The sequence below is a fragment of the Sphingomonas sp. AC411 genome (genome assembly GCF_979253035.1).
The window spans coordinates 2,024,606-2,037,919 of sequence record NZ_CEEDAQ010000001.1 but is presented as its reverse complement, the minus strand read 5'-3'; the positions used below and the strand labels follow the sequence as shown (position 1 = coordinate 2,037,919).

Below are 13,314 nucleotides of genomic sequence, written 5' to 3'. Positions count from 1 at the left end.
CCGGCTCGCGCAATCGGGGTACGCGGTGCTCGTCGTCAACCAATTCTACCGCTCGACCAAGGCGCCGTTCCTGAAGCCCGGCGAGATCCTACGATCAGCCCGAGGTCAAAGCCGCATCGCGCCTTTCCGCGAGGCGCTCACCGCCGAAGGCACCGTCCGCGACGCAAGGCCTTTGCCGCGTTCATCGACGCGCAGCCGCAGACCGACCGCAAGCGTGGGCTGGCCAGCACCGGCTATTGCATGGGCGGCCCGATGGTCCTGCGCACCGCCGCGGCCGTGCCGAGCCGCATCCGCGCCGGCGCGACCTTCCACGGCGGCGGCTTCGTCACCGACAAACCCGACAGCCCGCATCTCCTGATCCCGCAGATGAAGGGCCGGTACCTGATCGCGATCGCCGCCAACGACGACGCCCGCTCGCCCACCGAAAAGGACACGCTTCGTACCGCGTTCGCAGCAGCGAAATTGCCGGCCGAGATCGAGGTGTACGAAGGCACCATGCACGGCTGGTGCCCGCCCGACAGCAAGGTCTACAACGCAGCCCAGGCAGACAAGGCCTGGGCGCGGATGCTCGCGCTGTTCGACAAGGCGCTGGTGTAACGGGGGAAGGTTGAGGGGCCCGCAACCGAGCCCAGCCCTCCACGTCCCTGTTCTCCCGCGAAGGCGGGAGCCCAGCCTGGGCTCCCGCCTTCGCGGGAGAACAAGCTTACTTCGCTAGCAGCCGCTTGACCGCGGCCCTACTCCATGAGATCTTCGTTCACGATCCGTTCTCGGGAGGCCCGCATGACGCTAACGCTCTACACCAACCCGATGTCGCGAGGCCGGATCGCCCGATGGATGCTCGAAGAAGTCGGCGCTGAGTATGACACCGTCGTCCTCGACTACGCCTCGACGATGAAGACCGAGCCGTTCCTGTCGATCAACCCGATGGGCAAGGTCCCGACGATCGTTCACAACGGCCAGACCGTCACCGAATGCGCCGCGATCTGCGCGTATCTTGCCGATGTATTCCCCGACGCCGATCTCGCACCGCACCCCGACGAACGCGCCGCCTATTATCGCTGGCTGTTCTACGCCGCCGGCCCGCTCGAAGCCGCGATCAGCAACCGCTCGCTCGGCGTCGTGCCCACCGACAGCCAGCAGCGCATGATCGGCTATGGCAGCTACGACACCGCCGTCGACGTGCTGGAGCGCGCGGTGGCCGCGCATGATCACATCGCTGGAAACCGCTTCACCGCCGCCGACGTCTATGTCGGATCGCAGGTCATCTGGGGCCTGCAATTCGGCTCGCTTCCCGACCGCCCGGCGTTCGCCGACTATGCCGATCGGTTGAAGGCACGCCCGGGCTATGTGCGCGCCGGCGCGCTGGACGATGCGCTGATCCCGGTCGCTGCGTAAGAGCGAGCGACCCGCCAACCAAACCCGTCATCCTGACGAAAGTCAGGACCCAGGATCTCAGGAGCTAACGCCCGTGGCTCTGGGTCCTGACTTTCGTCAGGATGACGGCGTGGATTAGAGCGAACGGAGCGGCATAAACCGGCTCCCTGGAGAGCCGATTGCGTCGCGACCAACGCCGCACGACGGATTCCCGACTAAAGGAGCAAGAGGCGCGCGCCGGACTGCTTCGCAACGACGAAGCCAGTGTCGAACGAGCATCAACCGCTAGCAAAAGCTCGCCCGGTAAAGCTGCCTCGGACCCATTCCCTCTCCCATCGGGGAGAGGAGAGAGGCCGAAGGCGGCGATAGGTGAGGGCAAGCCAAACAGGGCGACGCAGTGGAGCAGGCGAGCCCCGTCAATCGCTTCAGGTCAGCAACAAAAAAGCGCTAAACGTTTTTCAAAATCCCGGATCAAGCCGCCCACTTCGCCAGCCAGTTCGCCAGAGCCTGAGGCCCCATCGACCGCGCATCCGCCAGCTCGGTCTCATGCCCAGCGTTCAGCAACCGATTGCTCCGCGGATCGACCACCAGTACCGCCGGCACGCCCTTCAGCCGCCCCTTGATGCCGTAGCCCGCAGCGATCTGCCCGTTCTTGTCGAAGCGGCCGATGTCGACCGTCACCACCACGAACTTGCTGTCCACGAAGCGCTTCATCTCGGGCAGGTCGATCGTTCCCGCAAGCAGTCGGCAGTCGAGGCACCAGTTGCCGCCGAGGTCGATCAGCAAGCGCTTGTGCGTCTTCAGTGCCCGCGCACGCGCTGCCGCAACCTGCGCATTGGCGTTCGCCGACTCATTATACGGCAGCGGCAAAGGCTGGGGCAACTTGTCGAAGCTCGCCGTATTCACATGCGGCGCCACCACCTTCGCACGGGGAGCGGCAGGGGCCGCGACCGCGGTGGCGAGCAGGGCAAGCGCGGCGATACGGCGCATCGACATCATTCATATCCTCCGATCACGGCATTCAGGAAGCTCGGGAATGGTCCGTTCCAGCCATCCGCCGGCGTATCGGCGACCGGTTGGCGGCGACCACCGGTTGGATCCGCAGGAATGCGCTCCGTCCGTGGCGGTTCGACCTTCGCGGCTTCCGAACGAACAGGTTGCGAACGCACCGGTTCCGACCGCACCGGCTCCGACCGCGCAGGCGCGGCACGAACCGGTTCGACATACGCCGGTTCGACCTGCACCGGCTCGACCCGTGCCGGTTCCGCAACGCGCGGCTTCACCGCGGGCACGGGCTCGTCGATCGGCGTACGCTCCCAGCGCGGACGCTTGGCCGCCGCAACCGGCTCGGCCGCAGCCAGCACTTCGGCGACGATCGCCGGGGCGACCGTATCCGCCCGCGGCACCCGCCGCGTACGTGGCCGATCCGACTCCTCGGCAACCGCCGCCGCAACCGGCACCGGCGCAAACGTCTCGGACCGCGCCCCGCGACGCGGCCGTGCGCGCCGCGCCGTGCCCTCGTCTTCGGTCACGGCAGGTGCCGCAGCAGCCTTGGGCTCGGCACCCTTCAACCGCTCGATCGTCTGCCCGGTCAGCTTCTCAATATTGATGATATTCTCGGCATCGTCGGGCGCGACGAACGTGTACGCCGTGCCCGTAGCCCCCGCGCGTCCCGTCCGGCCGATCCGGTGAACATAGTCGTCCGGATGCCACGGTGCGTCATAGTTGAACACCGTCGACACGCCCTTGATGTCGAGCCCGCGCGCCGCGACGTCCGACGCGACTAGGATCGTCACCGCGCCGGTCTTGAACAGTTCGAGCTCGGCCAGTCGCTGCGGCTGTTCCATGTCGCCGTGGATCTCGCCCGACTTGTAGCCCGCCTGCTTCAGCACCTTGTTCAGGTCGCGCACTGTCGTCTTGCGGTTGCAGAAGATGATCGCGTTGGTCACCTCTTCCTGCGCCAGAATCCTACGTAAAGTGTCGCGCTTGGCGGTCTGGCTCGGCACCGGCACCAGATACTGCTTGATGTTGAGGTTGGTCGACGCCGGGCGCGACACCTCGATCGTCTTGGGATTGGTCAGGAACTTGTCCGCCAGCTTCTTGATCGGCGGCGGCATCGTCGCCGAGAACAGCAGCGTCTGGCGCTGCTTCGGCAGCTTCGTGCAGATTTCCTCGATGTCGGGGATGAAGCCCATGTCGAGCATCCGGTCCGCCTCGTCGATCACCAGCAGCGAACAGCCGTTGAGCATGATCTTGCCGCGCCCGAACAGGTCCATCAGCCGGCCCGGCGTCGCGATCAGGACGTCGACGCCCTTCTCGAGCGCAGCGAGCTGGTCGCCCATCGACACGCCACCGATCAGCAGCGCCATCGAGAGGTTCGAATTGACGCCGTATTTCTCGAAATTCTCCGCCACCTGCGCGGCGAGTTCGCGCGTCGGCTCGAGGATCAGCGAGCGCGGCATCCGCGCGCGACTGCGGCCATGCGCGAGAATGTCGATCATCGGCAGCACGAACGACGCGGTCTTGCCGGTGCCCGTCTGGGCGATGCCGATGATGTCGCGCATCATCAGCACGGACGGGATCGCGCCAGCCTGGATCGGGGTCGGCTCGGTATAGCCGGAGTCGGTGACTGCCTTGAGCAGTTCGTCGGAGAGGCCGAGGTCGGCAAAACTCATGCAAATGTCCGGTAAATGGAGGGTGAAATGCACTGCCCTCAAGCGTTCCGGCGCTCGCCGATTTAGCGACAAATGTCAAGGAAACGCGGTGAATGGAGGATGGAGAGGCACCGGTGGCTGGCGCACTTCCGCAAAATCCCGTCATCCTGACGAAAGTCAGGATCCAGGGCCAAGCAGCGTACCGTCAGTTACTCTGGATTCTGACTTTCGTCAGGATGACGGAACAGGTGACCTTGCATCCGCCAAGCACGTTAGCGGCCCGACCCCGCTACTTCTTCAGCCGCAAACTCTTGAACCCATCGATCTCGCACCGCGCGCCCGAGCGCATGCGGATGGCATCGCGATCCTTGCAGATCAGGCCATCGGGCCCCGGCCGCAGATAGAATCCCGAATAATAATCGAGCGGCCTGCAGTCGCCGTCGAGCCGCGCGCGCAGCCGGGTCGTGTCGTCCATCACCAGGTCGACCGCGCCCTCCTTGTTCAGCATCGCGCCGGCGATCTCGGCGACCGCGATGCATTTGGGGCCCTTATGCTCCTTCCACTCCCGCGGCGGCGAGAAGGTCCGCGCCGGCGCCCGGCTCATCCGGGGCACGCGGATGATGACGCGCTGGTGGATCGAGATCTGCGCGACCTGCACGCCGTCCAGCTCGAATCCAGGCTGGGGGACATCGCGCCCGCCCGCAGAAAAGGGGCCGCGACGAAAGGCCCGCAAGCGCGAGCAGGGTGGCGGGAATCGCGGGATGGATCATGTTGACGTAACCGTTAGGGCCAATCGTTGAACGCGCGATGAATTTTGTCCAGCGCTGCTCACGTGGTTCAAATTCAGACAGCAACCCTGACGCCTTCGCAAGCCGCGATGCTGGCCGCGCTCGCGCCGCATCTCGACGCCAAGGCGATCGTCACTGACCCCGCCGACATCGATCCCTGGCTGCACGACTGGCGCGGCCGTTTTCACGGCGCGGCGCCCGCGATGCTGTCGCCCAGCTCGACTGCGGAGGTGGCGCTGATCGTCAAGGCGGCGGCCGAACACAGCGTGCCGCTGGTCGCGCAGGGCGGCAACACCTCTATGGTCGGCGGCGCGACCGCGCCGTCGGACGGCAGGGCGCTGATCCTGTCGCTCCGTCGCTTGAACCGCATCCGCAGCGTCGATGCGCAAGCTGGGCTCGCCATTGCCGAGGCCGGCGTGATCCTCGCCGACCTCGACGGCGCCGCGCAAGGGCAGGGGTGGCGCTTCCCGCTGACGCTCGGCGCGCGCGGCACCGCCACGATCGGCGGGCTCGTCTCGACCAACGCCGGCGGTACGCAGGTCCTGAAGTTCGGCACGATGCGCGGCCTCGTCGCGGGCGTCGAGGCGGTGCTCGCCGACGGCAGCATCCACGACGGCCTGTCCGCGCTGAAGAAGGACAATCGCGGCTATGACCTCGACCAGCTGTTCATCGGCGCGGAGGGCACGCTGGCGATCGTCACCGCGGCTACGCTCCGCCTCGCTCCGGCAATCGCGGCGCGCGGTACGGCGTGGGTCGGCATCAGGTCCCCCAGGCTGCACTGAAACTCCTGCGTACGATGCAGGCGAAGACCGACGCGATCGAGAGCTTCGAGATTCTCCCCGCCGAGTCGCTCGACGCGGCGGTGGCGCATCTCCCGAACGCCCGCGCCCCGCTCGCCGGTCACCACCCCTGGCACCTCCTCATCGAGGCGACCGAGGCCTCCACCGAAGGCGAATCCCCCAGCTCGCTCCTCGAACGCCTGCTCGCCAAGGCGTTCGAGGACGGCGCGATCGAGGACGCCACGATCGCCACCAGCGAAGCCCAGTCGGACGCATTCTGGCTGCTCCGCGACTCGCTGTCCGCCGCCGAACGCGCGCTCGGCCCCGCGACGCAGCACGACATCTCGATTCCCGTGGAGACGATGCCGCGGTTCATGATCGAGGCGGCGGCGGTGTGCGACGCGCGCTTCCCCGGTACGCACGCCAGCGGTTTCGGCCATCTCGGCGACGGCAACGTCCATTTCCACGTCCGCGCCGCCCCCGGCACCGACCCTGCGCACTGGTATGCCGAGGATGCGCCAGTCGTCACCCGCTTCGTCGGCGATCTCGTCACGGCGGCGGGCGGCTCGATTTCGGCCGAGCACGGCATCGGCCAGATGAAGCGCGACGAACTCGAACGCCTCTCGTCGCCGGCGCGGATGACCGCGCTCCGGGCGATCAAGGCCGCACTCGACCCGCTGGGCATCCTCAACCCCGGCAAGCTCGTCTAGCGCGACCCGCAACATCGGAATTGCTCGATCCTCCCCCGCCAGGGGAGGTGTCGCCGAAGGTGACGGAGGGGGAGGACACGGAACAGAGGTTTCCCTTTCCGCCCCCTCCGTCTGGCAAGTGCCAGCCACCTCCCTGGCGGGGGAGGATCGAAGGAGCACTCGGCGGGTAGGAATCGCGGAAGCCGAACCACGCGTCCCACCCTCGAAAAGCGCGTCACACTTGCACCAGCCCGCCCCGCACCATACAGCCTCGCCCCAATCGGTGGCACCAGCCGCCGGCTCAAATCTGACCGATCCGGAGAGTAACATGGCCAGCGCCGCCCAGCTTCCGCTTTTCTACAACGGCCTCGAGCCGCTCTCGAGCGACACGCACGCCAACTACAAGGTCCGCCCGCAGGACAGCGCGCCGTTCCTGGTCGGCCAGCACGCCATCCCGATCACCGTCGACGAGTTCCCGCTGGTCCAGCGCCACATGCCGATCGTCTTCTCGACCGGCGACGATGCGATCCCGCTCGCGCTGATGGGCCTGAACGAGGGCGTCAACGTGTTCGTCGGTGACGACGGCAAGCTGACCGAAAGCACGTTCTACGTTCCCGCCTATGTCCGTCGCTACCCGTACATGCTCGCGCGCCTGCACCCGGACGCACAGGAGCTGTCGCTCTGCTTCGATCCGACCTCGCCGACGCTCGGCGAGTTCGAGGACGGCGATGCGCTGTTCGAGAACGGCCAGCCGACCGAGCTGACCAAGAACATCCTCGGCTTCAACGAGTCGTTCGAACAGGCCGGCGCACGCACGCAGAACTTCATGAAGGAACTGCGCGAGCTCGACCTGCTGATGGACGGCGAAGTCACGATCCAGCCCGATGGTGCCGAGCAGCCGTTCGTCTATCGCGGCTTCCAGATGATCAACGAGGAGAAGCTGATCGACCTGCGCGGCGACGCGCTGCGCAAGATGAGCAAGTCGGGCATGCTTCCGCTGCTCTACGCACACCTCTTCTCGTTGTCGTTGATGCGTGACATCTTCGCGCGCCAGGCGCAGCTCGGCCAGACGCCGCAGCCTCAGATGGCCGCGCCGACCCCGTTCAACGTATGATCGCGACGGCATAGCCCTCTATCGAAGGAAGACACATGGCAGCGCAGGATCGTCCGAACGGACACGTGCCGGACCGCTACTCGAGGGTGGCGATCTGGTTCCACTGGACGATCGCGCTGCTGGTCATCTTCAACATTGCGGTCGGCCTCCTGCATGATTCAGTGCTGGCGCTGCGCAGCCTGATGGGGGCGCACAAAGCGCTGGGCATCACCGTGCTGGTGCTGACCGCAGGACGGATCGCGTGGCGGCTGGCGCATCGCCCGCCGCCGCTACCCGTTCATACCCCGATGTGGGAAAAGGCGCTCGCGCATGCCGCGCACGCGCTGCTCTACGTATTCATGATCGCCCTGCCGCTGACCGGGTGGCTGATGGTGTCGGGCAGCGCCAAGCGTTCGCCACTGAACTGGTTCGGTCTGTTCGACATTCCTTACCTGCCGGTGTCGGTCGCGACGGGTCGGTTGGGGCATGACGCGCACGGCGTTCTGGGCTGGATGATGCTGGCGCTCGTCGTCCTCCATATCGGTGCCGCGCTGCGTCATCACGTGCTGCTCCGCGATCCGGTTCTGGAGCGGATGGCCCCGGTTTTCCGGCGTCGCTGAACAGTCGGTAGAACGCCGCGCGAAAAATTATTTGCGGTGCGTCGCAACAAGGGTTGAACCAAAACGGGGCTCACCCATTTAGATCCTGTACGGCATCGTGTCCCCCCTTTCGCGGCGCCGTACGGTACGCTTATAGCGTACCTCCTCCCTGAACCTAGGCCACTCCGTGCGTCACGCACGGGGTGGTTTTTTGGCCTTCCGCCCCGCCCCGATCGAGCGTCGGGCCCATCCGCCGCCGCCGCCCGTTGCGCCCGCGTGCAATTGTTCGAAAGCCTCGATGCGATTCTGCTCGCCGCGCTGGTCCTGCTGGTCCTCGCGCGCAAGCTGAACGTCCCGTATCCCACCTTGCTCGCCGCAGCAGGACTCGGCTCCGCGCTGCTGCCGTTCGCACTCAAGATCGCGGTCGAGCCGCATCTGGCGCTCGCGCTGTTCATCGCGCCGGCGCTGCTCCACGCGGCCTATCACACCAGCCCGCGGGCGTTGCGGCGCTACTGGTTCCCGCTCCTGTCGCTGGCGGTGTTCGCGGTGCTCGTCACCGCGGCGATGGTCGCGCTGGTCGGCATGACGCTCGGCGGCCTACCGCTCGCTGCCGCCTTCGCGCTGGGGGCGATCGTCGCGCCGCCCGATGCCGCCGCTTCCGAGGCCGTGCTGGGCGAGGTTGGCATTCCCCGCCGCGGGCTGTTGCTACTTCAGGGCGAAAGCCTGCTCAACGACGCCACCGCACTGCTCCTGTTCGGGCTCGCGGTGGCGTTCGCGACGCATTCGGACACGCCGGTGACGCCGCTCGCGCTCGCCGCCGCGGTGCCGGGCGGGATCGTCTTCGGCGCGCTGTCGGCATGGATCTATCTTCGCGTCGCACCGCTGTTCGCAGGCACGCTGGGCGCCAGCCTCGCCGATTTCGCAGTGACCTTCGGGATCTGGCTGCTGGCCGAGCGGCTGCACATTTCGCCCGTACTGGGGGTCGTCACCTTCGGCATGATCGTGTCGCAGCGCCGCCTGATCGGCCAGCCGGCCCGCGACCGGCTTCAGAGTGCGGCGGTATGGTCGGCGGCGGTCCTCGTCCTCAACATCATCGCCTTCGCACTCATGGGGCTGCAATCGCGCGACGTGCTGGAGCGTCTGCCCGCGGCCGAGCGCTGGCCGGCGATCGGGTTCGCCGCCGCGGTTCTCGCGACCGTGCTGGTGACGCGAGTCGCGTGGGTGTTCTTCGTGCGCTTCGTGGAGGGCGTGATCGCCAGCCGCTATACGCCGTCCTGGCTCCCTAGCCGCCGCCGTGGAATGCGTCGTTGATCCTGTCCTGGTCCGGCATGCGGGGGCTGCTGACGCTGGCCACTGCGTTCGCGCTCCCGAGTTCGGTGCCGGGCCGTGACCTGATCGTGCTCGCCGCGTTCGGCGTGGTGATCGGTACGCTGATGCTGCAAGGGCTTACGCTCGGCCCGCTGATCCGACGGTTGAACCTCGGTGCGGATTCCGGGCTCGCGGACGAGATCGCGCCCGCGCGGAAACGTCTGATCGAGGCCGGGCTCGCCGTCCTGCCCGCGCGCGCCGGCGAGGCGGCGGACGCGCTGCGCTTCCGCTACGGCGCGGCCGGCAAGGTCACCGCCGAGGCGGACGATCCGCAGGCCACCTCCGAATTCGACGAACTCCACCTCGAGATGATCGCCTGCCAGCGCGTCGTCCTCCACCGGATGCGCGACAGCGGCGAAATCGCCGAGGACGTCTATCGTCGGTTGCAGGAGGAACTCGACTGGTCCGAGGTCGACGCACGCTCTTTCGGCGACAATATCCTCACGGCGACCTGATCGCCCGGGTGAGCGCGACACAACCGGGTGTCGGGAACATCGGCGCACGCTACGCTGTTTGAGAGAACCACCCAAACCCCAGAACTGCCGTAGAAAGGGTCGATGCATGTCCGAGGCGAAATCATGAGCAAGTCCGTGAAGCCAGCACCGCCCACGACGCTCGTGATCTTCGGCGCGTTCGGCGATCTCACCCGCCGGCTGCTGATGCCGGCGCTAATCAACATGACGCGGCTGGGCCTGGTCGGCGACGACTTCCACGTGCTCGGCGTCGGCATCGACGAGGGAACGACCAGACGCTCCGCGATGCGCTTGGCAGCTTCGATGCCAAGGGCGGCGAGGGCGCGGGCGAGAAAGGCGAGGCCTGGGCCCGCCTCAAGGATCGCGTCGGGTATCTCCAGGGCGATTTCACCAAGGACGACGTCTACGAACAGCTCAAGACCCGCGTGACCGGCAACGTCGCGTTCTACTTCGCGGTCCCGGCCAAGTTCTTCGGCGATATCGTCGACAAGCTCGCGGAGCACGGCCTGATGGCCGAAACCCCGCACGCCTTCCGTCGGATCGCGATCGAGAAGCCGTTCGGCCACGATCTTGCCTCCGCGCGCGATCTCAATGCGCGCATCCTCGACAAGGTCTCGGAGGCACAGGTCTACCGGATCGATCATTTCCTCGGCAAGGAAACGGTGCAGAACATCATGACCGCGCGATTCGCGAACATGATGATCGAGCGCGTCTGGAATTCCGACTGCATCGCGCACGTCCAGATCACCGCTGCCGAAACCGTCGATGTCGGCACCCGCGGCAAATTCTACGATGCGACCGGCGCGTTGCGCGACATGGTACCGAACCATCTGTTCCAGCTGCTCGCGATGGTCGCGATGGAGCCGCCCGCGAACTTCGATGCGGAGGCGATCCGCAACGAGAAGGGCAAGGTGCTGAAGGCGGTCCGCGCCTATTCGCCCGCACAGGCCAAGCGCAACGGCGTCCGCGGCGCCTACACGGCGGGCAAGGTGCAGGACCACGACGTCCCCGACTACACCGCCACCGCCGACGTCGCGCCGGACAGCCATACCGAGACCTATGTCGCGCTGAAGCTGATGGTCGACACCTGGCGCTGGGCGGGGGTGCCGTTCTACCTGCGCACCGGCAAGGCGATGACCTGTCGCGACACCGAGATCGTGATCACCTTCAAGCCCGTGCCGTTCGCCTCGTTCCCGGGCGCAGCGGCGGACATGCTTCCGCCCAACCGCCTGATCATCCAGATCCAGCCGGACGAGGGGCTGAGCATGGACATCAACATCAAGCGTCCCGGCCTCGAAGTCGCGACCGCCCCGATCGCGCTCGACTTCCGCTACGCCGACGCGTTCGATATCGGCCACCTGACCGGTTACGAGTCGCTGATCTACGACCTGTTCGCCGGCGACCAGACCCTGTTCCAGCGCGCCGATGCGATCGAGGCCGGCTGGGCCGCGGTGCAGCCGTTCCTCGATCTATGGGCGACCGACCAGAGCATTCCGGAGCCGTACGAAGCCGGCACGCTCGGCCCGGCTGCGGCGGACACGCTTCTGGCTCATGACGGCCACGAATGGCACGAACTCGCGCCGGCGGGCCAAACCGTCCCCTGACCTTCACCCCTCCCTGAAAGGGAGGGGCCGAGGTGGGTAGGCCGCTTGGGAAGGAAGACGTCCGACAACTGGCCGACCCACCCCCAACCCCTCCCTTCCAGGGAGGGGAGCAAGTCGATCAAACCCGCTCGGTCAATTCGATCTCGCCCTCGACCTCCATCTCGTCCTCGTCGCCCATCTCATCCATGTCGGGCATCGTGAAGTCGGCCTTCCAGTCATAGACCTTCTCGACCCCGCCCTGCACCCAGACGCGGACCGCGCCCGAGGTGATCTCGCCGCCCATTGCGCCGACGAAGTCCGCCACCAGCGAATCCGCCGCATCCTCGTGATCCGTCGCGCCCGGGATCGTCGCGGCCGTCATCTCCTCGTCGAGTTCGATGATCTGCGCCCAATATTGCTTCGCCATGTGTCGCTCCTGCGTAAGATGAGATGCCGTCAGCCGGCGGTAATGATAGGATGATCCTCGCGCAGTCGGTCCGCCAGCCGCTCGACTGCGTCGACCTCGCTCGCGCTGCCCGACGGCGTCACCGCCCAGTTGCAATGCGCGTGCGTCGCGAGGCTGTAGACCTTCACATCGCCGACGATCAGCCGCCACCGCCGCCGATCGCCGCTATTGTACCGGACGAGGTTGGTGACGAACAGGCTCTGGAGATCCGATGCGGTCATCCGCGCCCCATAGCCACAACCGCGCACCCGCCGCCACCGCAAACGGGACGCCGTGGACCCCTTCCAAAATTCGGCGCGTTTGGGACGTCACGGGATCATCACCAGATACGGGAATTGCACATGGCCGGAACGGCATTGGTAGTGGGTACGAGCGGGATCGTCGGCAGCGCGACCGCGGCGGCGTTGGTGAAGGCGGGCTGGGCGGTATACGGCCTCGCGCGCCGGCCGACCGAACAGGACGGTGTGCAGCCGGTCGCCGCCGACTTGCAGGATCCAGGCAGCCTTGAGGCGGCCCTGACCGGCATCAGGCCCGATGCGGTATTCATCGCAACCTGGTCGCGCCAGGACAGCGAGGCGGAGAACATCCGCGTGAACGGCGGCATGGTCCGCAACCTGCTCGGCGCGCTCAGCCCCGGCGGCAGCGTCCGCCACGTCGCGCTCGTCACCGGGCTCAAGCATTATCTCGGACCGTTCGAGGCGTACGGGAAGGGCGTCCTCCCGCAGACCCCGTTCCGCGAGGAACAAGGGCGCCTCGACGTCGAGAATTTCTACTATGCGCAGGAAGACGCGGTGTTCGAGGCGGCGGAGCGCGACGGCTTCGGCTGGAGCGTCCACCGCCCGCACACGATCATCGGCAAGGCGGTCGGCAACGCGATGAACATGGGCACCACGCTCGCGGTCTATGCGACGCTGTGTCGCGAGACCGGGCGCCCGTTCCGCTTCCCCGGTTCGGCCGCGCAGTGGAACGGCCTTACCGACATGACCAGCGCCAGCCTGCTCGCCGATCACCTGTTGTGGGCCGCGACCACGCCGACCGCCCGCAACGAGGCGTTCAACGTCGTCAACGGCGACGTCTTCCGTTGGAGCTGGCTGTGGGGCCGCATCGCAGAACTGGTTCGGGATCGAGGCCGCCCCGTTCGACGGCACCGTCCTGCCGCTCGAGGAACAGATGAAGGATGACGCCGGCATCTGGCGCGAGATTGCCGCCCGCGAAGGCCTCGCCGAGGCCGATCTGTCCCGCCTCGCGTCTCCCTGGCACACCGACGCCGATCTCGGCCGCCCGATCGAGGTGGTGACGGACATGGGCAAGAGCCGCCGGCTCGGGTTCAAGGAGTATCAGCCCACCGACGACGCGTTCTTCGACCTGTTCGAACAACTCCGCGCGGACCGCCTGATCCCGTGAGCCTTTGGGGGCGGGATGTAAGAATACGCAGGCTTCGCGATCCT

12 protein-coding genes and 3 pseudogenes are annotated in these 13,314 nt (G+C 66.7%); 10 read left to right on the top strand and 5 right to left on the bottom strand.

All coding sequences use genetic code 11. The features are described 5' to 3' along the window. Positions 1–12: 12 nt before the first annotated feature. The gene (locus AC0IX7_RS10495) at positions 13–597 is read left to right on the top strand and encodes a dienelactone hydrolase family protein (protein ID WP_471813837.1); all 585 of its coding nucleotides are present in this window, start codon (positions 13–15) and stop codon (positions 595–597) included. Between the two features lie 183 nt (positions 598–780). Continuing rightward, a complete protein-coding gene (locus tag AC0IX7_RS10490; RefSeq protein ID WP_471811776.1) occupies positions 781–1,395 on the top strand; it encodes a glutathione S-transferase family protein in 615 nt (204 codons plus the stop codon). A gap of 450 nt (positions 1,396–1,845) precedes the next feature. On the opposite strand, the gene AC0IX7_RS10485 is transcribed toward AC0IX7_RS10490, so the two are convergent. From AC0IX7_RS10485 to AC0IX7_RS10475, 3 genes are all read right to left on the bottom strand, one after another. Continuing rightward, complete coding sequence (locus AC0IX7_RS10485; RefSeq protein WP_471813835.1) at positions 1,846–2,364, bottom strand: thioredoxin family protein; 519 nt, start codon at positions 2,362–2,364, stop codon at positions 1,846–1,848. 5 nt (positions 2,365–2,369) lie between these two features. Beyond that, positions 2,370–4,049 carry a DEAD/DEAH box helicase gene (locus AC0IX7_RS10480; protein WP_471811774.1) on the bottom strand — a complete coding sequence of 560 codons (1,680 nt, stop codon included), beginning with the start codon at positions 4,047–4,049 and terminating at the stop codon, positions 2,370–2,372. Between the two features lie 268 nt (positions 4,050–4,317). After that, positions 4,318–4,686 carry a hypothetical protein gene (locus AC0IX7_RS10475; RefSeq protein ID WP_471811772.1) on the bottom strand — a complete coding sequence of 123 codons (369 nt, stop codon included), beginning with the start codon at positions 4,684–4,686 and terminating at the stop codon, positions 4,318–4,320. Between the two features lie 219 nt (positions 4,687–4,905). Between AC0IX7_RS10475 and AC0IX7_RS10470 the strand changes: the two are divergent. From AC0IX7_RS10470 to zwf, 7 genes and pseudogenes are all read left to right on the top strand, one after another. Beyond that, positions 4,906–6,305, top strand: a pseudogene (locus AC0IX7_RS10470) (FAD-binding oxidoreductase). 307 nt (positions 6,306–6,612) lie between these two features. After that, positions 6,613–7,398 (top strand): SapC family protein, encoded by a 786-nt coding sequence (locus AC0IX7_RS10465; protein WP_187505154.1) that lies wholly within the window; start codon positions 6,613–6,615, stop codon positions 7,396–7,398. A gap of 35 nt (positions 7,399–7,433) precedes the next feature. Further along, on the top strand, positions 7,434–7,997 hold the full coding sequence (locus AC0IX7_RS10460) for a cytochrome b (RefSeq protein WP_471811770.1): 564 nt from the start codon (positions 7,434–7,436) through the stop codon (positions 7,995–7,997). Positions 7,998–8,252: 255 nt separating this feature from the next. Further along, entirely contained in the window at positions 8,253–9,287 is a 1,035-nt protein-coding gene (locus tag AC0IX7_RS10455; protein WP_471811768.1) for a cation:proton antiporter, read from the top strand. Beyond that, positions 9,284–9,799, top strand: a complete 516-nt coding sequence (locus AC0IX7_RS10450) for a hypothetical protein (RefSeq protein WP_471811766.1) — start codon at positions 9,284–9,286, stop codon at positions 9,797–9,799. The genes AC0IX7_RS10455 and AC0IX7_RS10450 overlap by 4 nt, the downstream gene beginning before the upstream one ends. Positions 9,800–9,901: 102 nt before the next feature. After that, a complete protein-coding gene (locus AC0IX7_RS10445) occupies positions 9,902–10,246 on the top strand; it encodes a hypothetical protein (RefSeq protein WP_471811764.1) in 345 nt (114 codons plus the stop codon). Further along, a pseudogene (gene zwf / locus AC0IX7_RS10440) lies at positions 10,204–11,421 on the top strand (glucose-6-phosphate dehydrogenase); the annotation flags it as partial. The gene AC0IX7_RS10445 and the pseudogene zwf, both read left to right, overlap by 43 nt. Positions 11,422–11,539: 118 nt before the next feature. On the opposite strand, the gene AC0IX7_RS10435 reads toward zwf, so the two are convergent. Both AC0IX7_RS10435 and AC0IX7_RS10430 read right to left on the bottom strand, forming a co-directional pair. Next, complete coding sequence (locus AC0IX7_RS10435; protein WP_056047554.1) at positions 11,540–11,827, bottom strand: hypothetical protein; 288 nt, start codon at positions 11,825–11,827, stop codon at positions 11,540–11,542. Positions 11,828–11,856: 29 nt separating this feature from the next. Further along, a complete protein-coding gene (locus AC0IX7_RS10430; RefSeq protein WP_056047557.1) occupies positions 11,857–12,087 on the bottom strand; it encodes a hypothetical protein in 231 nt (76 codons plus the stop codon). A gap of 120 nt (positions 12,088–12,207) precedes the next feature. Between AC0IX7_RS10430 and AC0IX7_RS10425 the strand changes: the two are divergent. Beyond that, positions 12,208–13,270: pseudogene (locus tag AC0IX7_RS10425) on the top strand (SDR family oxidoreductase). Positions 13,271–13,314: the final 44 nt, after the last annotated feature.

Bases quoted from the DNA above. Each gene is read 5' to 3' on its own strand.
- AC0IX7_RS10490 (WP_471811776.1), top strand. From the start codon at position 781: ATGACGCTAACGCTCTACACCAACCCGATGTCGCGAGGCCGGATCGCC.
- AC0IX7_RS10485 (WP_471813835.1), bottom strand. From the start codon at position 2,364: ATGCGCCGTATCGCCGCGCTTGCCCTGCTCGCCACCGCGGTCGCGGCC.
- AC0IX7_RS10480 (WP_471811774.1), bottom strand. From the start codon at position 4,049: ATGAGTTTTGCCGACCTCGGCCTCTCCGACGAACTGCTCAAGGCAGTC.
- AC0IX7_RS10465 (WP_187505154.1), top strand. From the start codon at position 6,613: ATGGCCAGCGCCGCCCAGCTTCCGCTTTTCTACAACGGCCTCGAGCCG.
- AC0IX7_RS10460 (WP_471811770.1), top strand. From the start codon at position 7,434: ATGGCAGCGCAGGATCGTCCGAACGGACACGTGCCGGACCGCTACTCG.
- AC0IX7_RS10445 (WP_471811764.1), top strand. From the start codon at position 9,902: ATGCATGTCCGAGGCGAAATCATGAGCAAGTCCGTGAAGCCAGCACCG.
- AC0IX7_RS10435 (WP_056047554.1), bottom strand. From the start codon at position 11,827: ATGGCGAAGCAATATTGGGCGCAGATCATCGAACTCGACGAGGAGATG.
- AC0IX7_RS10430 (WP_056047557.1), bottom strand. From the start codon at position 12,087: ATGACCGCATCGGATCTCCAGAGCCTGTTCGTCACCAACCTCGTCCGG.